This window comes from Flavivirga aquimarina (assembly GCF_030540835.1).
Taxonomy (GTDB): Bacteria; Bacteroidota; Bacteroidia; order Flavobacteriales; family Flavobacteriaceae; genus Flavivirga; species Flavivirga aquimarina.
This window is the reverse complement of the sequence record NZ_JAUOEK010000183.1, coordinates 50439-70576: the sequence shown is the minus strand read 5'-3', so window position 1 is coordinate 70576 and position 20138 is coordinate 50439. Positions and strand designations below refer to the sequence as shown.

Below are 20138 nucleotides of genomic sequence, written 5' to 3'. Positions count from 1 at the left end.
TATAAAATGGTAATTTTTATTTTCTTAAAAAAACCTGGTAAAACTACAGGCAGGAAATCCTGCAAATTATCTTTTAAAAATTAACGATAAGTATATATAGTCAATTTATTTTACAAATAAGTATAATTTTTACTACCCGAAAATGGTTTTTGTTGTTGTAATACAAATAACCTTTTTAATTCTCGTTCCTATAGAATCGCTTTTAAAAAATATAAACTATTTACAGCTTGGCTTGATATTAGGTTCAGTGTTTGTACTTATATACTTTATAGCAAGAAAACTTTATAAAAGAAAGACTTATTATATTGGAGATATTATCATGTCTTTTGCTTTTGGATTCACTATATCCATGTGCTTTAATATAGGATTAATAGGCTACTTCAACGAATGTGCAGAACTTGAATATATAGCTAAAGCATGTATGGTTCTTGGTGGGTTTGCTATAGGTGTCTTCGCAGTAGAAGGATTGAGAAAATCTATTGTTAAAAAAGATCCATAATAGATAGCGTCCGATTTAATTTTTATTGCTTTTATAATAGATTCATATGTCTTCTTGCACAAAGACACTCTTTGATACTATAAGACAAACCAATAATATATATAATCTCATATTATGTAACTGCGCGTAAATATAATATCCAATTAAAAAAATAGCTAAAAATAGGAGAACAAATATAAGCTTTGTTAAACTTAATAAGCTTATGAATAAAAAGTGTTACTATTTTTAATAAAAAAGTTTAAACCCAATTACTTAAATATTTCCCAATTAAATTATTCTTAACAATCTTGAAAAGATATTTATTTATTATTGACAATTAATAATAAAGCCTTGTTATTATGAGACATATATTATTGATAGGATTAATATTTACATCAAGCTTTATAGGATACGCACAAAACATTATAATAAATGGTTTGATAATTGACTTTGAAACAAAAGAGCCTATTGAGTTTGTAAATATTGGAATACTAAATAAAAATAAAGGAACCGTTTCTAATCAAAACGGGGAATTTAATTTAGAAGTTTCAAAAGAATACATAAAAGACAGTTTAACAATTAGTCATATAAATTATTACCCTTCTAAAATTCCAATTGTAAACGCTAAAAATAAAACTGTTTTTCTCAAACCTAAAATGAATGAGCTTTCTGAGGTTATTGTTTCAAACAAAAAGAAAAAAAACAGGAAAATTGGAGTTAAAAGTTACAATCCTTTGTTATGGCTTGGCGGAATTTCAGAGGATAATGATATTATAGAAAATGCTCAAAGAATAAATATTCCTGAGAAAATAGTAAGAATAAAATATGTGAATATTTATTTAAGAAGAGGTTTCGAATCTGATAGCAGTTTTGTGAGAATAAATTTTTATAAAAACGTAGACAATATGCCTGGTGAGAGGATAGTTTTTGAAAATATTTTGCAGAAGAAACAAATTAAACCTGGTTGGCTTCAAATTGATTTAACAAAAAAAGAGATCTATGTTGAAGAAGATTTTTTTGTTGGCGTGGAATTTATTCCTGATTTTAAAAACCCGCTCAATGTTTATATAGGAGCAATATTAACCAAAGGGAAAGGGTATTCAAGAAGAAATAGTCAAGGAAAATGGAATAAACTTCAAGGTGCTTCAACAATTAATGTTGAAATAGAATATTGAAAAAAAATTTACGCCCAACATCAGTAATCTATGTACAAGACCATAAAAAACACATGCTCTCATTAAAAATTAATTCTGCAAAGGTCATGGATTAAAAAATCTATAAAGAACCACAAACCCTACAAAAACAAAAAAGCCTCACTATGTCTAGTGAAGCTTTTTCATTCGTAAAATGATTATGGATTGATATTTAATAAACAAACAGAGTCTTGGAACTTATTAAATTATAATATTTTAACAGAATTGATTAACTCTTATTAGATATTTATTTACATTTAGTTTATTAAATTACCATTTATCAATGACTCTAAGGGTTCTAATCTTTTCTTGTTATCACCATAATATTGCTTTACTTTCTCTAAATGTTCTACAAATCTGTTCAAAAGATATTCGAAATTTTCTTTTTCTACCATTCGAATTGGGTTAATTCTTTTAGAAAGCCCCCATTTATAATAATATATTGCTTGAATTACATTATCCTTCTGTTTTATTAAAGGCTCATTAGTATCTAATTCTAAAAACAAAGTCATATGATAATTATGGTCATTAATTGGAAGCGAGAAAATATGTATTCTTTCGTCGAACCAAAGAAGAGCTTTATCATAAACTAGAAATTGATTGTTAGATTTAAAACTTTCTAAAACTAATTTTCTAAGGATAGATATATTCTTTTCAACTCCTTCCTTTTCTTGTAAAATAAGATAAACATCTATGTTCTTACCTATAATATCTTTAAGGAATTTTGAAACTTGATAACCATAATCCGCAATAACACAAATAGTGTTAATTCTTTTGTCTTGCAATCCAACGGTAAAATGCAAATCATTTAACAAGTCCGTACTTACTAAATCTGTAATTTTATATTTTTGAAACATATGATAAATAGGATTACGGAATTGAGAATGAATTTTAGAGTTATTTGCCCTATGAATCTTTTCGAAAAGAGTTATGACTTTTTCCCTAGTATTTCCATCCTTTAGATGTTTTCTAAATTCATCCGAGAAATAACATTCTGCTTTATCATTATCAACAAGTCGAGTAATAACCTCAGTAATAACCTTGTTCAAAAATTCTGAAGGTTTAGCTTCTTTAGTTTCTTGGGGAATTTCTAAATATTTATAGCCCAATGAATCTTCATTATCTTTCAAACCGATACGTTCTATTAATTTCATTAAGGTTAATTTATCACCTTTATGCTTCTCATAATATAGAGAATAATAATTTCCCACAAGACCACTCATAAGAATAGACAGGTTTACTTTTCCTTGGTTTACGGCAAGGTTAATTAAAATTTCAACTAATACTCTATCTTTAAAATATTTTGAAGATGTGAAATAATCTTTTGAATAATACGATTTTCCCAAAGGTATTTCTAACACCTCTTCTTTAGTCATATTTTCAGGAACTTGAAGATTTTTCCAAAACTTTGTATTTCCAAAAATTTCCGCAATTAAAAGGTGCTTATATATTTGTCTTGGTTTATATTTATGGGTAAAATAACTCGATAGAATTTCGAACAACACATGAAAAGTGTTACCTAAACTAGTTTTAGTTACATCTAAACCTATATTCAAATTATTATTTTCAGATAGATTTATTTCATTTAAATTTTTTAAAAAAAACTCATGACCAATAAGATATATTTTTGGAGTATGAGAGACTTTATCCTTAAATAAGTTGATTATTATACCTTTATTGTACTCATATTTATCATCTACTTCTTTTTCAGCCTTACTAACACCTACTTCTTTTTCATAGTAAAAAGAGAATATTTGTGAATTAAGAGGAAGGTTTTTTTTCAAAATCTCATTAAATTCAATACTTTCCATTTTGAATCCTACTGTGATCAGGTTTATTTTCTTCTTTATATCTCCATCAACAGCAGCAAAAATCTCTTCAAGAAACTCTCTCATATCCAAAGGAAGTTCATGATAATGGTCTTTAGTAAATCTTAAAGTACTTTTGTGACTAACAGTACCATGAGGTTTTATGTAAAGGGGCTGACGTAATCTTCCTTCTAAGAAAAGCTGATCGAGAGGTTTACAATCTCCATCAGAAATTATTTTATCAAATCCACCATCCCCAATTTCATCTTCAATTGCTTGGTCTAAAAGTTCATCAAAATTAAAATTAATTATGATATCAATAAATCTATGCTTAAAAAGGTGGGCTACTATTTCATAAAAAAGAGTTGGGCTATACCTGTAATCATACGTATCCTTTATTAACGCCCTTATTTTAGATACGGGTAGGAAGTTTGTGAGTAAACTCAATGATGTTTCAAAATCTAATTTGCCAGAATCCGTATAATCTTTTCTAATTAATTTTTGTTTACGATACTCTGCATTATATTTCTCTATAACTCCGTCCACTATTTGGTATTTGTCCTCTTTATTAGGTAGCTTTTTACCTTCTGTTTTTTCTAATAGCCCATTTCCTAATAAATCAAAGAAGGTCAAATTATTACTCTTATCTACAACCGTTCTTTTATGAATTTCCTCTATAGCCTTATCTGCCAAAGGAATGTTTTCAAAAGCATTATAACTACATCCAGCCCCTATAACTAATATGTTCCTTGAATATTTTATTGAACTATCTGAAATTCTAGATTCTTCATTAATTTCTAATGATTTTCCTTCAATGCCTTCAACAAAATCTTTAATGACATCTTTTTTTAAATCACTTATTTTACCTTCATTTATCCTATATTCACTTTCCTTCTTCTCATTACTCTCATTATCGCATTTCGGATAAAGGTCAATGGATGATGCGTCAAAATAGTTATATGCCAATTCCTTGGCAAGGAGTTTTAAGTTAGATATTGATTGCTTTTTATAATCTGCTTCTTCCATTTTTTTAGAAAAAAATTAAATGTTAACAATATAGATATTTTCCTTCTAAAAAAAGATTTTTCTTTCAAAAATATAAAATCTATAAAAGATTACTAAGAATATTTATATAAAATTTTGTTTAGTGATAAAGAAATTAAAAACGTTCCGTCTCAGGAACATTTTCATTATTGCTAATTAATACGAAGAGATTAGACTAAACTTGTTCATCGGTATAAAGATACGGAATCGACCAGTTATAAAGCTCTCAATACTCAGCTTAATGCTGTAAAAATTGGAATTATTCCTGTTTAAGATTAACTAGAATTTTTGCTTAAACACAACTTTTAGGAATGATCCCTTTTGTCTATGTCCCAAAAAATTACAGATAGTACCAAAAACAAAAAAGCCTCACTATGTCTAGTGAAGCTTTTCGTGAGCCCTGAAGGATTCGAACCTTCGACCGCCTCCTTAGAAGGGAGGTGCTCTATCCAGCTGAGCTAAGAGCCCTAAAAGAAAACATTTCTGATTTCCGGTGTGCAAATATAAAATTAACTATAAATCTAACCAAAAGAAATGTTTATATTTTTTTTGGTTTCCCATAATGCTTTTAAAACATGATACTTACCATAACCATTTATAAACTCCCAAGTATGTTTCCCATAGCTTTATATTAAGAAAGCACCACTTTTACATGGTGCTTTCAATTTAAATATCTATCTATTTAATTATTACCAAAATAACGCATAAAGTACTGTTAGGATAATCATAATCGCAAACGAACCTACATTAAATAATGGCGTTGTTTTAAATAGCTCTTTAGTAAGCGGAATCCCTTTAGGGTCATCTGCTCCTTTATTTTGTATATTGCTTATTATCACTATAACTAGCATAGATAACAATGTCGTTATACCCATTTGATGCATCCATGGCTCAAATACCGGAATAGGCAAGAATTTAAGAGCTAATGCAATTGGAATAGATAAAATAGCTCCCCAAATGGCTGCATTGTTTGTTGTTTTTTTCCAGAATAAACCTAAAATAAACACGGCTAGTATTCCCGGACTTACAATACCTGTGTATTCTTGAATAAACTGAAATGCTTGATCGATCCCTCCTAAAAGAGGCGCTACAATCACAGCGATTAACAAAGCTACTGCAGCAGAAATACGTCCCACATTTACCGTTGTTTTATCGTTAGCATCTTTATTTATATATTGTTTGTATATATCCATAGTGAATATAGTTGATGTTGAATTTAGCATAGACGCTAAAGAAGATACAATAGCAGCAGCTAAAGCAGCAAAAGCAACTCCTTTAAGCCCTACTGGTAAAAATTGTAACAACCAAGGATACGCTTTATCGGCTTGATCTGTAGTAGGTACATTTAACATACCTGCCTCTCCCAAATTAGCCATAATTGACGGATCGTTTACCATCACGTAAGCCGCTATTCCAGGAACAACTACTACTACAGGTATGATAAGTTTTAAGAACGCAGCCAATAAAATTCCTTTTTGAGACTCCTTTAAAGATTTTGCTGCTAAAGTTCTTTGTATGATGTATTGATTAAAACCCCAATAGTATAAGTTAGCGACCCATAGACCTCCTATTAATACCCAAATACCAGGTAAGTTTACATAGTTTTCATTAGTCTCTTCAAGGATCATATGGAATTTATCAGGAGCTGCTTCTACAACTTTAGAGAAACCAGATAAAACACCTTCTCCTCCAGACACTGTATTTAATGCTAAATATGTAGTAACCAAACCACCTAATACTAAAAACACAACTTGTATAACATCGGTCCATGCCACAGCAGACAAACCACCGTATAAAGAATAAGCTGCCGCAAATAATGCTAAACCAATTATAGCATGCATCATATCGATTCCCATAATGGTTTCGATTGCTAATCCTCCTAAATATAGAACAGAAGCCAGATTTACAAAAATGTAAAGCGCTAACCAAAATACAGCTAGTATTGTTTTTAAATTAGTTGAAAATCGTTTTTCAACAAATTCTGGAATCGTATAAAGGCCTTTTTCAATAAAAATAGGTAAGAAATATTTACCTACTATAATTAAAGTTAAAGCTGCCATCCACTCATAAGATGCAATAGCTAACCCCAAAGCAAATCCAGATCCGGACATACCAATAAATTGTTCTGCCGAAATATTAGCTGCAATTAATGATGTTCCTATGGCCCACCACGGTAAAGACTTACTTGCTAAGAAATAATCTTCAGCATTCTTTTGATGCCCATCTTTATCTCGAGACACCCACAACCCTACTCCTAAAATTAAAATGGCGTAAGCGACAAAGACTACATAATCCCACATTTCAAATCCTGCTGTCATAGTAAAATAAATTAGTTTAGTTAGTGAAAAATTAAGATCAAATATAGAAATTTAATTTAAAAATAATGCATGTTTTACATAAAAAAACAAACTAGTAGGGTCTAGTATGTTTTTTAGAAAAAATAATGCTACATTTGTAGCAGGTTATGATAAAAATTAAGAAGAAAATTGGAGTCCCAAAATATAAGCAGATAATCCATTCGATTGAGCATGCTATTCTTTCCGGTGCTTTGCAAAAAGGGGATCAAATTCCTTCTATTAATAGTATTAAGGACAAACATAAACTTTCAAGAGATACTGTTTTAATGGCTTTTAATGAGTTAAAGAACAGAGGTATTATTCAATCTATTGTTGGTAAAGGATATTACATTGCCAGTGAAGATGTAAACATTACTCAAAAAATATTTTTGCTTTTCGATGAGCTAAATTCTTTTAAAGAAGACTTATACAATTCCTTTTTAGAAAATTTAGGAGGTAATATTCAAGTAGATATTTTTTTCCATCATTTCAACAGAACTGTTTTTAACAAATTAATTAATGATAACGTTGGGAATTACAATTTCTATGTTATTATGCCGGCAAACCTTACTGATACTAATGAGGATATAAAAAAACTACCAAAGGATAAGGTGTATATTTTAGATCAAATACATGACGATTTACTTGAATACGCCGCTATTTATCAAAATTTTGAAAAAGTAATTTTTAAAAACCTTACCAAAGCATGGCATCTCATAAAAAAATATGAAAAAATAGTTTTAATTTTTTCCGAAGACAAACAACCTCTTGGCATGTTAAAAGGCTTTAATATGTTCTGTAAAGAAAACAAAATGCCTTTTGAGGTTATAAGCTCATTAGCTAACAGGGTTTTAAAAAAGGGAGAATTATACATTATGCCAGACGATAAAAGCTTACTTCAAATTATAAAAAAAATGAAAAGTAAAAACCTATCGTTAAAAAAAGATATTGGTATTATTTCATATAATGACACCTTACTTAAAGAGATTGTAGAGGGTGGTATTACAACCATTTCTACAGATTTTAACATCATGGGGCAGCGTTTAGCAGAAATGATATTAAATAAGGAACAAATTAAAGTAGAAAACACTAATAAATTAATTATCAGAAATTCATTGTAATAAACAAAATCAAAACATAATAGTGTATCGAATTAATCATAACAAAACATTAAATACTTTAGAGATTGAAAACTCTAAACACAAGGCATACGGAAAAATTAACCTCAATGCAGGGGCAAGTTTGCAAGAATTAACATTAAACGGACATGCCATTATAAAGGATTTATCACCACTATCCTATTCAAACACCTATGCATCTTCAATTTTATTTCCATTTGCTAACAGAATAAAGGACGGAGCATATACTTTTAACAATAAAGCGTTTCAATTTGAAATTAATGTAAAAGAAGAAAACAATGCTTTACATGGATTGGTTTATAATAAAACGTTTCGAGTAATAGAGAAAAAAACCAGTAGCGATTCTGCATCTATTTTATTAGAATACAAAGAAACCGAGCTATCTATCGGGTTTCCCTATACCTATACTATTCAATTAAAATATGTTTTTACTCCAAATGATTTAAGCTTAAATGTATTTGTAAAAAACACAGATTCTAAAGCATTTCCATTTACTTTAGGTTGGCATCCTTATTTTTTAAGTGCCGATTTATTTAATAGTACACTACATTTTAATAGCAGTAAAAAATTAGTTTTAGATAAAAGAAATATAACAACAGGTATAGAAGATTTCGAATTAAAAGACGTCTTTAATATCTATGACAAATCGTTGGACGATTGCTGGGTTTTAGATTCAAAAGAAGTAACCTTCCATACCCCTAAATATCAATTAACAATTGAGTCTACAGGAAAGGATAATTTTCTCCAAGTTTACACACCTCCTAAATTAAACACGATAGCTATAGAGCCTACAACAGGTGTTTCAGATAGTTTTAATAATAAAATTGGTTTAGAGGTTTTAGATGCAAATGCCATTTATAATATTACCTGGAACCTAAAAGTAAATAGCAATTTTTAACGAATAACAATAATGAGTACCACATTAATAAATGATGTAAAAACAGCATACATCAATACATTTAAAACCGAACCTATTCTTATTTTCTCTCCGGGTCGGATTAATATTATTGGAGAACATACAGATTATAATGATGGCTTTGTATTTCCTGCAGCAGTAGATAAAGGCATTGCAGCCGCCATACAAAAAAGCGACACCAATGTATCTACAGCCTATGCTTTAAATAAAAACAGCCGTATAGAATTTGATTTAGATAAATTAAAACCATCTACCAAAGGTAGTTGGGAAAATTATGTGTTTGGTGTCATTGCTCAAATTCAAAATAAAAACAAAGTTGTAGGTAATTTTAATATTGTCTTTAAAGGTGATATTCCAGGAGGTGCAGGTATGTCATCTTCCGCAGCATTAGAAAACAGTGTTGTATTTGGTCTAAATGAGTTATTCAATTTAGGACTCACTAAGCACGAAATGATTTTAATATCTCAAAAAGCAGAACACAATTATGTTGGTGTAAAATGCGGTATTATGGATCAATACGCAAGCATGTTTGGCATCAAAGACAATGCATTGTTATTAGATTGTAGGACTGTAGAATCTAACCCTTATAAAATAGATTTTAAAAATCATCAACTCATGCTAATTAACACGAACGTAAAGCATAGTTTATCTGATAGTGCCTATAACGACAGACGTGCTGCTTGCGAAAGCATTGCTGAATTACTTGGAATAAAAGCATTAAGGGATGCTAATGAAGCCGATTTAGAAACTATAAAAGACAAGGTAACACCAGAAAATTATCAAAAAGCATTATATGTTATTCAAGAAAACAATAGAGCTATAGAAGCATCAAAAGCTATTGAAAATAACGATTTAGATACCTTAGGAAGCTTAATTTTTAAATCGCACCAAGGTTTACAACATCAATACAAAGTGAGTTGTGATGAATTGGATTTTTTAGTAGATCTGGCAAAAGCAAATACGCATGTGTTAGGTGCAAGAATGATGGGAGGCGGATTTGGTGGTTGTACCATAAACCTAGTAGCAAAAAGCGAAGCCAAAGCTTTTGGGGAAGCGGTATCTGTAGCTTATAAAAATAAATTTAACAAAGCCTGTTCTGTATACTTTATAAAATTATCTGAGGGTACACATATAATAAATAATTAATTTAAAATGACGCATACCGATTTACAGGATTATTCTCATAAACGTTTAAATATACTTACCGGCGAATGGGTTTTAGTATCGCCACATCGTGCAAAACGCCCATGGCAAGGTCAAAACGAGGCCGTTTCTAATACTGTTAGACCAGCTTACGATGACTCATGTTATTTATGTGCAGGAAATACCAGAATTAATGGCGAGGTAAATCCAAAATATCAAGATGTATTTGTTTTTACCAACGATTTTGCTGCCTTGCAAAAAGACTCTAAATCTTTTTCGGTTGAAGATGGTTTGTTAGTCGCAGAAAGCGAAACCGGAATATGCAAAGTTATTTGCTTTAGCCCAGACCATTCAAAAAGCTTGGCAGACATGGCTCCTAAAGATATCCAAAAAGTGGTTTTCGCTTGGCAGAAGGAATTTAAAGAACTCTCAGAAAACCCCAATATTAACTACGTACAAATATTTGAAAACAAAGGAGCCGTAATGGGTTGTAGCAATCCGCACCCCCATGGACAAATTTGGAGTCAATCTACACTCCCTAATGAGGTTGACAAAAAAAACACGAGACAACTAGATTATTATAACAAAAATAAAAACAGTCTTTTAGGAGACTATTTAGCTCAGGAATTAGAAAAGCAAGAGCGTATTATTTTTGAAAATGATTCATTTGTCGTTTTAATTCCTTTTTGGGCAGTATGGCCGTTTGAAGCTATGATTGTGCCCAAAAAACGACAGTCAACTATTTTAGAACTAAATGATGCAGAGGCTTTAAATTATGCCGAAGCCATTTCGGTACTAACTAAAGCATACGACAAATTATTTAACACATCTTTTCCTTATTCCAGCGGTATACACCAAGCACCAACCAATGGAAACGAAAATAAACACTGGCACTGGCATATGAGCTTTTATCCGCCCCTATTAAGAAGTGCCACAGTAAAGAAATTTATGGTAGGTTATGAAATGTTTGGGTCTCCGCAACGAGACATCACTGCAGAAATTGCTGCAGATATGATTCGAAAACAATTGTAACTACCATCGATTGATTAATAGCAAACCAATGTTAAAAACCTGATGTCCCCATCAGGTTTTTTTAATATATTATGTTAAGAGTTCACTAAAACGGCTGTTAAAGTATCTTAATTCTCAATAATTTAGATTGTAAAATACTTTAATTTGAAAAACGATAACCAATAAAACAAAAATGAAATACTTCATTTTTATTCTTTTACCATTTTCAATGCTTTCTCAAAATATAACAGGAAAAGTGTATGATAATGACACTACAGTAAAAGGAATAGATGTTTTTAACCTGAGTAAAAAAACCAGAACTTATACAGATAATTACGGGAGCTTTACTATTAAAGCAAGTATAGGTGACACCCTGTCTTTTCACTCTATATTCCATAATAAAAAAATCATAAAACTTACTGAAACCGATTTTAATGATGTCATTGTTATTGAACTAAGAAAAACTATAAACAGACTTAACGAGATCTTAATACAGAATAATATAAAACCTAAAGAATTTAATCAGGAGCAGGTACAAAAGACTTTCGAAGAACAAACTAAAGAAGATATAAAGAGAAATCCTCATAAGTATGGGACTTCTTCAAAATATGGGCTTGATATCGTTAGAGTAGCTAAATTAATTGGTAAGCTTTTAAAAAAGGATAAAATAAAAAACGCCTCTACCATTCCTTTGTCGCATAAAGACCTAGATTCATTATTTTCCAATAATACATTTTTTAATGAAACATTACTTGTTAATGATCTAGCAATTCCTAAAGATTATAAACACCTCTTTTTTGAATATTGTGAGACCAAAAATCTGAATAAAACATTTTTATCAAAAAAAAATGACATAATTCTTCTAGACAGCTTAATATCTTATAGCAAATCATTTTTAAAAATAATTGAAGAATCTAAAAAAAAGTAGGTCATATTTATTTTTTTCAATTAAAATAAAACACATCATACTAAATCATTGTTTCAAAAGTTATATTTTTAGCCTCTAATTGGCTTTAAAATTTATATATGTTAATGAAACGTTACCTGTATTTCGTACTTACACTAGTATTCATAATGCTTTGGAGTTCTTGCCGCAAAGATTTTGAATTTTCTCCAAGCACAGGTAATCTTGAATTTTCAAAAGATACCGTTTATTTAGACACCGTTTTCACTAACATTGGCTCTAGTACATACAATTTAAAAGTCTATAACAGAAGTGATGATGATATTTCTATACCTTCACTAAGATTGGCATTGGGAGAAGATTCCAATTATAGGTTGAATGTAGACGGTATAGCAGGTAAAGTATTTGAAAATGTAGAAATACTAGCCAGAGATAGTTTATTTATTTTTATAGAATCGACTATAGATATTAATAGTTTAACAAGTCTAGATGATAGCTATTTATATACCGATCAAATTGAGTTTGATGCCGACTCGAACCTTCAGGAAGTAGAGCTGGTTACCTTAGTAAAAGATGCCGTATTTATTTATCCAGACAGAGATAATACCACAAAAGTTATTGAAACATTAACGCTTGATATCGCTGGCGAATTAGTTGAAACCGAATTACAAGGGCGGGAACTATTACCAGTCAATCTCACTTTTACAAACGATAAACCCTATGTTATTTATGGTTTTGCAACCGTTCCAAATGGTGAAACCTTAACCATAGAAGCTGGTGCACGTGTCCATTTTCATAATAATTCGGGAATTATTGTTTCTAATAATGCATCATTGCAAGTAAATGGTGCTTTGAGTACCGATCCAGATTTATTAGAAAACGAGGTTATTTTTGAAGGAGATCGTTTAGAACCTGCTTTTGCCGATACGCCCGGCCAGTGGGGTACTATTTGGTTATTAGATGGCAGTATTAATAACGTTATAAACTACGCTACCATTAAAAATGCATCCGTTGGAATATTATGTGATGGTAATCCTAATGAAGTATCTGATAAACTTACCATTACCAATTCTCAAATTTATAATTCCAGTAATTTTGGTTTACTAGGAAGAAACACTTCTATTACAGGAGAAAATGTAGTCATCAATAATACAGGGCTCTCATCGTTTGCGGGCACTTTAGGAGGCCGATATAATTTTACACACAGTACGATTGCAAACTATTGGGACAATGGTTTTAGGCAATTCCCTGCCGTATTGCTCAACAATTTTGTTTTAGATGAAGATAATAATGCAACTATAACAGATTTAACAGAAGCCAATTTTAATAACTGTATTATCTACGGAAACGATAACCCTGAAATTTTACTTGACGAAATTGAAGATGATGCCATTGCATTTAATTTTAAGTTTACAAACTGCTTAATTCGTTTTGAAGACACTAACAGCAATTTTACAGGTCCTAATTATGATTTAACCGATACCAATCATTATGAAGGGAATATTTTTAATGAAAACCCTAATTTTCTTGATACAGATTTAAATAAGCTTGTTATAGGAGAAGAATCAGCAGCTATAAACCAAGGCTTATCAACTTTTGCGACACAAGTACCAACAGATATTTTAAATGTAAACAGAACGACTTCTCCAGATTTAGGTGCCTATCAACATATTACGTTTCCTGAAGAAGATCAAAGTATAGAGAACTAAATTTTCTTGTTTTCGTCATTATTATGAAGGAAGTATGGCCTAAATAATCTTTTTAATTAAAGCTTTACATAAAAATATACTTATAGGTAAAAATATACTTATAGTTAAAGTTTTAAAGATTACTACAACATCTTATTTGAGACATGAAAAAAGCCTATTTGACAGTAGGTCAATAATGTATAGATATACAAAAAAATGCTGTAAAAAACTTGACACGAATTTCACTAATTTTCACTAATTTTCCTGCTTACCAGCAGATTTCAAAACCTATATAAGTTTTTTCGTGTTTATACCAAACATAGTTCTCAACCGAATTTGGGACTCTATTCGTGTAAATTTGTGCAATTCGTGGCTTAATTACCTTGGAGCTAAGCATTTAGTTTACAGTCGTATTTATATACGGTTTAAAACACTTTTTTAATCTTAACGCTATAAAAAAATTCAACTAACTTTGTTTAACAATCGATAAAGTTCATTGAAAATTAAAAAGATGAAAACAAAAATCTTATTTTTTATTCTATTAATTCCCTTTTCATTATTGGCGGGTAGTTGGCGCACATATCCTTGGACTTTAAAAACAGAGAAAAATATAAAAGTAACAAGTATACCTTATCGAGTACATAATGGATGGGATTGGGGCATAACAAAAGTCTATAAGAAAAATAAGCTTTTGTATTCTATTGAACAATATTTCTCTCCCTGGATAGATATTAATAAGTCTGGTGAGTATCTTGTTTCTTTGAATTTCAGTATAAAACAAAAAAGTCCTAATAATTATGAGGTTGATGATCAAGGTAACAAAATAAAAAATCAACAATATGAAAGGGAAGCAATAGTTGTTTACAAAAATGGCAAGAAATATTGGAGCATTGATTTTAAAGAATTAAAAATCGATCCTTCAGAATTAAAAAAGAATTATTTTGAGTTTTTATGGCACACCCAAAATATAAAACTCATAGAATCTCCAACTTATATCAAGGATAATATTCTTTATGTATTTACTATAGATAACAAAATATTAAGTTTTGATTTATCATCACGTAAACAATTAGCTTCTAAAAAACTGGAGCAAAATAAAATTGAATATTATTTAGAGTTAATACCTAAAAGAAAACTGAAAATAATTAAAAAAGGAATTCCTGATAAATTCGATTTCCCTTTATTATCGGATAAAAATACAATTGGACATTCTCTCTCTAAATTATTGAAAGCAGAGCTGCCTGATGCTTTGTCTAAAGACGCAAACATGGAAATATGGATTACTATTCTTATAAATAAAAAAGGAATAGTAAAATTTTGTTCTATTGACGCCAGAAAAGGAGAAAATATAACAGATGGAAGCATCAATTTACCAACAGAAAAGGCTCTAAATGAAAAAATAGAAAAGTGGGTTCTTAAACAAAAATTTCAGACGAAATTAATACCAAAATTCACTAACAAATTCTCCTTTCAGAATATAATATATTTAAAAAAGAAAAACAATTAACAATTTGTATAATTCATTTGCCCCCTTCGGGAAGCTAACGCACCATACCTGAATTATATATTAAAAACAAAAAAATCCTGCATGAAGCAGGATTTTCAATTAACACTTAAATTAAAGTTTATATAAACAAAGGTTTATCCTTCATCATAGCATTAACTTTATTTTTGACCGTTTCTAAAACGGATTCATCTTCAAAATTAGTAATCACTTCGTTTACCAATTCTACAATAGCTAGCATGTCATCTTCTTTTAAACCACGTGTGGTAACAGCCGAAACACCTAAGCGAATTCCAGATGTTACAAATGGTGATTTATCATCAAAAGGCACCATATTTTTGTTTACTGTAATATCTGCTTTCACTAAAGCCTGCTCAGCATCTTTACCAGAAAGGTTCTTGTTACGCAAATCAATCAACATACAATGGTTGTCTGTTCCTCCAGAAATAATATTATACCCTTTAGAAACTAAAGCCTCTGCCATAGCTGCAGCATTTTGCTTTACTTGTAATTGATAGTTTAAAAAATCGTCTGTTAAGGCTTCTCCAAAAGCAATCGCTTTAGCTGCAATAATATGCTCTAAAGGACCTCCTTGATTTCCTGGAAAAACAGCAGAGTCTAATAATGACGACATTTTACGTAAGTTTCCATTTTTTAAAGTAATTCCAAACGGATTATCAAAATCTTGCCCCATCATTATAATACCCCCTCTTGGACCTCTCAATGTCTTATGAGTTGTTGTTGTTACAATATGACAATGTGGTAACGGATCGTTTAATATACCTTTAGCTATCAATCCAGCAGGATGTGAGATATCTGCCATTAAAATAGCACCAACACTATCTGCAATTACTCTAAAACGCTTAAAATCAATATCTCGAGAATACGCAGATGCACCAGCGATAATTAATTTTGGCTGCTCTTTAGTTGCTACTTCTTGAATTTTATCATAATTTAAAACACCTGTCTCCTGCTCTACTCCGTAAAATACAGGATTGTAAAGTTTACCAGAAAAATTTACTGGAGACCCATGTGTCAAATGTCCACCGTGAGATAGATCGAAACCTAAAATTTTATCACCCGGCTTTAAACATGCATGATACACAGCCGTATTTGCCTGACTTCCAGAATGTGGCTGTACATTTACGTATGCAGCACCAAACAATGCTTTTGCTCTATCAATAGCGATTTGTTCAACTTCATCAACAACTTCACAACCGCCATAATATCGCTTACCTGGGTAACCTTCTGCATATTTGTTGGTTAACACAGAGCCGGCAGCTTCCATAACTTGGTCACTTACAAAATTCTCTGATGCAATAAGTTCAATACCATGTAATTGGCGTTCTTTTTCAGCTTGAATAAGTTCAAAAATTTGTTCGTCGCGTTGCATAAAATTAAATTATGATTAAATATTTGGCAAAAATAGGAAATAGAATAGTTAATTACATTAAAAAAGGCTTATTTACGACTAAGTTTTTAACCTTTTTATTAACGGTTATATTAAATCTACATTTTCACACATTTTTTCAATTAAAATAAAAAAAATGTGTAGGTTTGGTACGAATTTAATAAACTATAAATATTATAATAAGTTATGCCATTATCAGCTAACAATCCAGATAGAAAATCGTGGTTACACGTAGATAAAAATTCAGATTTTCCAATTCAGAACATTCCTTTTGGAGTTTTTCTTACCAGAGACGATATTATCACCATAGGAACTCGTATTGGAGATACAGCCATAGACCTTGGTGCATTGCACCAATTAGGATATTTTGAAGGTATCCCTTTAACAGAAGATATTTTTCTTCAGGATACTTTAAATGATTTTATTGCAGACGGTAGAAAAACATGGCGTTTGGTGCGTAACAGAATTGCAGAAATTTTCGATTCTGAAAATACGACACTTAAAAACAACAAAAAGAATAAAGAGGTTGTATTATTTCGTTTAGACGAAATAGAAATGCAATTACCTGTACATATAGGAGATTACACCGATTTTTACTCAAGTAAAGAACATGCTACCAATGTAGGAACCATGTTTAGAGATCCAGATAATGCCTTATTACCAAACTGGCTACACATTCCTGTTGGGTATCACGGTAGAAGCTCTTCTATCATTCCTTCGGGAATTCCTGTGCACAGGCCACAAGGACAAACATTACCCGGAGACGCTAAAGAACCCGTTTTCGGACCTAGTAAATTAGTCGATTTTGAATTAGAAATGGCTTTTATTACTACTGATGCTAACGATTTGGGAGAGTCTATTCCTATTGAAGAAGCAGAAGAATATATTTTCGGGCTTGTTTTATTTAACGATTGGAGTGCCCGCGATATTCAAAAATGGGAATATGTACCATTAGGGCCATTTTTAGCTAAAAACTTTGCATCATCAATCTCTCCGTGGATTGTAACACTTGACGCTTTAGAACCTTATAGAGTTGAAGGTCCTAAGCCTATAAAACCACAACTAGACTACCTTCAATATAAAGGAAAAAAGAGCTTCGATATTAATTTAGAAGTATGTATACAACCTAAAGGAGCTAAAGAAACGGTAGTAAGTAAATCGAATTTTAAATATATGTATTGGAATATGGCGCAGCAATTAACGCATCATACCGTTAATGGTTGTCCTGTAAATTCAGGTGATATGATGGGAAGTGGTACTATTTCTGGTCCCACACCAGATTCTTACGGTTCTATGCTGGAGCTTTCATGGCGAGGTGAAAAACCTTTAAAGATGAAAGATGGCACGGAGCGTAAGTTTATAAACGATCATGATACAGTTATAATGAGGGGGTTTTGCGAAAAAGATGGAACACGTATTGGTTTTGGTGAAGTATCTACAAAATTGCTTCCTGTGTACAAAAAATAACACAACGTTGTAAAAATCAGTAGTTTAAGTCGAAAAAACATGTCCGGAAATTTTGTTTTTAAAGCTTTGGCATTATATTTGGCATATAAATATCATAACTGTAACCCCTAACACTATGAAAAAACTACTACTTATCACCATAGCTCTTGCTATACTTACAGCTTGTGGCAGCAAAAAACAAGTTGAAGCATCGGTTAATTCTGGTAACTACGATCAGGCTATTACTATCGCTTTAAATAAACTTAGGACAAATAAGAACAAAAAGCGTAAATCTGATTACGTTTTAATGTTGCAAGACGCATACTATAAATCGGTAGAACGAGATTTAAACACCATAAATCATTTAAAAAAAGATAAGAATCCTGAATTATATAAAGATATTTATGAAATTTATCTGGATTTAAATGCCCGTCAGGAAGCCATCAAGCCTATATTGCCACTAGTGGTCAATGGAAAAGAAATTCGTTTTAAATTCACCGATTATAGCACTGATATTGTGCAGTCTCGTGAAAGCGTTTCTGATTATTACTATGAAAAAGGACTGGCTTTATTAGAATTAAACGACAAAGAACAAATTAGAGAAGCTTACAGTGTCTTAAGTTATATAGAGGCCATAAACCCAAATTATGAGCTGACCAGAGACTTAATGAAAGAGGCTCACGAACGTGGAACTGCCTATGTAAGTGTCACGATTCAAAATCGTACCAATCAAGTTATCCCACAACGTTTAGAAAACGATTTGCTAAACTTTGATACTTATGGGTTGAATCAGTTTTGGACGGTATACCATGCACAACCTAATAAAGATGTTGCTTACGATTATGCCATGCAATTACAATTAAAGCAAATTAATATCTCACCAGAGCACATTAAAGAACGTGTGTTTATAAGAGAAAAAGAAATCGTTGACGGTTGGGAATACAAATTAGACAACAAGGGTAATGTTGCCAAAGATAGTTTGGGCAATGATATTAAGATTGACAAAATAGTTAAAGTAAAAGCTAGATATAACGAATTTGCTCAAACAAAATCAACTCAGGTTATTGCAGATGTTGTGTATCTCGATGTAAAGACAAAACAAGTAATCGATACTTTTACTATTAATAGTGAATTTGTTTTCGAAAACTTTTTTGGCAGAGTACGAGGTGATAAAAGAGCTTTAGATTCCAGAGACATAAAAATATTGAATAACAGAAGAGTTCCTTTTCCTAGTAATGAACAAATGGTTTATGATACGGGTGAAGACCTAAAACTCAAACTTAAGGATATTATTAGCTCTTATAAAGTTAGAAGTTAAGGCTATTAATCCTGTTCGAGTGTAATCGAGAACTCATCATTCTAATAAATAAAGAAGTTTCGACTTTAGCCTGTCTGAGCGAAGCCGAAAGGCTCAACCGGACAATTAAGGTGTTAAAAATATATTGCTAGTGAGATAGTTTATTTCGCTTTGGTCAATGCCATTTTTACCGCAAGTCCTGTTAATACAGAAGCCATAAACCATTTCTGTACTCTTAACCAAATTGGTTTCTTTGAGAACCATTTTGACATTTTCGCAGCAGATATTACAATCAGAAAATTAACTGAAAAACTAATTATTATTTGAATAATTCCGAGTTGAAAGCTTTGACTAAAAATCGAGCCATATTCAGGTTTTATAAATTGAGGGAAAAATGACAAGTAAAAAACCGCCATTTTTGGATTCAGAACATTGGTTAACAAACCAATATTAAAAAGCTTGAGCGGTTTGTCCGATTTAAGATTATTGTCGGCATCAAATATTTTATTTTTCGATGTAACTGTATTATAAGCTAAATAGAGTAAGTATCCAACACCAAGAAACTTAACTATGGAATAGGCATAAGGCACAGCAAAAAAAATAGCTGTTAACCCTAATGAAACCATAAGGATATGGAATAAAAATCCGCACATGACTCCAAAAAGTGATATAATCCCTGCTTTTTCTCCTTGTGATAAAGATCTAGAAATCAAATAAATCATATTCGGCCCAGGAGACAAAACCATAATTAACGATGCTAATGCAAATAATAGTAAATCACTAATTGGTATCATAGTTTATTTTTATGTTAAGCAAAGCT

15 protein-coding genes and 1 tRNA gene are annotated in these 20138 nt (G+C 30.9%); 11 read left to right on the top strand and 5 right to left on the bottom strand.

What is annotated here, in order from left to right; all coding sequences use genetic code 11:
* Positions 1-142: 142 nt before the first annotated feature.
* Positions 143-499 carry a hypothetical protein gene (locus Q4Q35_RS19840; RefSeq protein ID WP_303279772.1) on the top strand — a complete coding sequence of 119 codons (357 nt, stop codon included), beginning with the start codon at positions 143-145 and terminating at the stop codon, positions 497-499.
* A 338-nt stretch (positions 500-837) separates the two neighbouring features.
* Positions 838-1653 carry a carboxypeptidase-like regulatory domain-containing protein gene (locus tag Q4Q35_RS19835; protein WP_303279771.1) on the top strand — a complete coding sequence of 272 codons (816 nt, stop codon included), beginning with the start codon at positions 838-840 and terminating at the stop codon, positions 1651-1653.
* Positions 1654-1928: 275 nt separating this feature from the next.
* Here Q4Q35_RS19835 and Q4Q35_RS19830 read toward each other — a convergent pair whose 3' ends face one another.
* The 3 genes from Q4Q35_RS19830 to Q4Q35_RS19820 form a co-directional block, all read right to left on the bottom strand.
* Positions 1929-4505, bottom strand: a complete 2577-nt coding sequence (locus tag Q4Q35_RS19830; protein ID WP_303279770.1) for an SIR2 family protein — start codon at positions 4503-4505, stop codon at positions 1929-1931.
* Positions 4506-4917: 412 nt separating this feature from the next.
* Positions 4918-4991, bottom strand: a tRNA-Arg gene (locus Q4Q35_RS19825).
* Positions 4992-5212: 221 nt separating this feature from the next.
* The gene (locus Q4Q35_RS19820) at positions 5213-6841 is read right to left on the bottom strand and encodes a sodium/sugar symporter (RefSeq protein WP_303279769.1); all 1629 of its coding nucleotides are present in this window, start codon (positions 6839-6841) and stop codon (positions 5213-5215) included.
* Positions 6842-6987: 146 nt separating this feature from the next.
* Between Q4Q35_RS19820 and Q4Q35_RS19815 the strand changes: the two genes are divergently transcribed.
* The 7 genes from Q4Q35_RS19815 to Q4Q35_RS19785 all read left to right on the top strand — a co-directional run bounded on the left by Q4Q35_RS19815 (position 6988) and on the right by Q4Q35_RS19785 (position 15167).
* Entirely contained in the window at positions 6988-7980 is a 993-nt protein-coding gene (locus Q4Q35_RS19815; RefSeq protein ID WP_303279768.1) for a GntR family transcriptional regulator, read from the top strand.
* 22 nt (positions 7981-8002) lie between these two features.
* Positions 8003-8896, top strand: a complete 894-nt coding sequence (locus Q4Q35_RS19810) for an aldose 1-epimerase (RefSeq protein WP_303279767.1) — start codon at positions 8003-8005, stop codon at positions 8894-8896.
* 12 nt (positions 8897-8908) lie between these two features.
* Complete coding sequence (gene galK / locus Q4Q35_RS19805) at positions 8909-10060, top strand: galactokinase (RefSeq protein WP_303279766.1); 1152 nt, start codon at positions 8909-8911, stop codon at positions 10058-10060.
* Positions 10061-10066: 6 nt separating this feature from the next.
* Entirely contained in the window at positions 10067-11089 is a 1023-nt protein-coding gene (locus tag Q4Q35_RS19800) for a UDP-glucose--hexose-1-phosphate uridylyltransferase (protein ID WP_303279765.1), read from the top strand.
* 172 nt (positions 11090-11261) lie between these two features.
* Positions 11262-11996, top strand: a complete 735-nt coding sequence (locus Q4Q35_RS19795; protein ID WP_303279764.1) for a BamP family beta-assembly machinery protein — start codon at positions 11262-11264, stop codon at positions 11994-11996.
* Positions 11997-12100: 104 nt separating this feature from the next.
* The gene (locus Q4Q35_RS19790; RefSeq protein WP_303279763.1) at positions 12101-13681 is read left to right on the top strand and encodes a hypothetical protein; all 1581 of its coding nucleotides are present in this window, start codon (positions 12101-12103) and stop codon (positions 13679-13681) included.
* 475 nt (positions 13682-14156) lie between these two features.
* Complete coding sequence (locus tag Q4Q35_RS19785; RefSeq protein WP_303279762.1) at positions 14157-15167, top strand: hypothetical protein; 1011 nt, start codon at positions 14157-14159, stop codon at positions 15165-15167.
* A gap of 118 nt (positions 15168-15285) precedes the next feature.
* Here the strand turns inward: Q4Q35_RS19785 and glyA are convergent, their stop codons facing one another.
* Complete coding sequence (gene glyA / locus Q4Q35_RS19780) at positions 15286-16557, bottom strand: serine hydroxymethyltransferase (RefSeq protein ID WP_303279761.1); 1272 nt, start codon at positions 16555-16557, stop codon at positions 15286-15288.
* Between the two features lie 204 nt (positions 16558-16761).
* On the opposite strand from glyA, the gene fahA reads away from it, so the two are divergent.
* Positions 16762-18042 (top strand): fumarylacetoacetase, encoded by a 1281-nt coding sequence (fahA, locus tag Q4Q35_RS19775; protein WP_303279760.1) that lies wholly within the window; start codon positions 16762-16764, stop codon positions 18040-18042.
* Positions 18043-18157: 115 nt separating this feature from the next.
* Positions 18158-19339 carry an outer membrane protein assembly factor BamD gene (locus Q4Q35_RS19770; RefSeq protein ID WP_303279759.1) on the top strand — a complete coding sequence of 394 codons (1182 nt, stop codon included), beginning with the start codon at positions 18158-18160 and terminating at the stop codon, positions 19337-19339.
* Between the two features lie 140 nt (positions 19340-19479).
* On the opposite strand, the gene Q4Q35_RS19765 is transcribed toward Q4Q35_RS19770, so the two are convergent.
* The gene (locus Q4Q35_RS19765) at positions 19480-20112 is read right to left on the bottom strand and encodes a LysE family translocator (RefSeq protein ID WP_303279758.1); all 633 of its coding nucleotides are present in this window, start codon (positions 20110-20112) and stop codon (positions 19480-19482) included.
* Positions 20113-20138: the final 26 nt, after the last annotated feature.

Bases quoted from the DNA above. Each gene is read 5' to 3' on its own strand.
- Q4Q35_RS19840 (WP_303279772.1), top strand. From the start codon at position 143: ATGGTTTTTGTTGTTGTAATACAAATAACCTTTTTAATTCTCGTTCCT.
- Q4Q35_RS19835 (WP_303279771.1), top strand. From the start codon at position 838: ATGAGACATATATTATTGATAGGATTAATATTTACATCAAGCTTTATA.
- Q4Q35_RS19830 (WP_303279770.1), bottom strand. From the start codon at position 4,505: ATGGAAGAAGCAGATTATAAAAAGCAATCAATATCTAACTTAAAACTC.
- Q4Q35_RS19820 (WP_303279769.1), bottom strand. From the start codon at position 6,841: ATGACAGCAGGATTTGAAATGTGGGATTATGTAGTCTTTGTCGCTTAC.
- Q4Q35_RS19815 (WP_303279768.1), top strand. From the start codon at position 6,988: ATGATAAAAATTAAGAAGAAAATTGGAGTCCCAAAATATAAGCAGATA.
- galK (WP_303279766.1), top strand. From the start codon at position 8,909: ATGAGTACCACATTAATAAATGATGTAAAAACAGCATACATCAATACA.
- Q4Q35_RS19800 (WP_303279765.1), top strand. From the start codon at position 10,067: ATGACGCATACCGATTTACAGGATTATTCTCATAAACGTTTAAATATA.
- Q4Q35_RS19795 (WP_303279764.1), top strand. From the start codon at position 11,262: ATGAAATACTTCATTTTTATTCTTTTACCATTTTCAATGCTTTCTCAA.
- Q4Q35_RS19790 (WP_303279763.1), top strand. From the start codon at position 12,101: ATGAAACGTTACCTGTATTTCGTACTTACACTAGTATTCATAATGCTT.
- glyA (WP_303279761.1), bottom strand. From the start codon at position 16,557: ATGCAACGCGACGAACAAATTTTTGAACTTATTCAAGCTGAAAAAGAA.
- fahA (WP_303279760.1), top strand. From the start codon at position 16,762: ATGCCATTATCAGCTAACAATCCAGATAGAAAATCGTGGTTACACGTA.
- Q4Q35_RS19770 (WP_303279759.1), top strand. From the start codon at position 18,158: ATGAAAAAACTACTACTTATCACCATAGCTCTTGCTATACTTACAGCT.
- Q4Q35_RS19765 (WP_303279758.1), bottom strand. From the start codon at position 20,112: ATGATACCAATTAGTGATTTACTATTATTTGCATTAGCATCGTTAATT.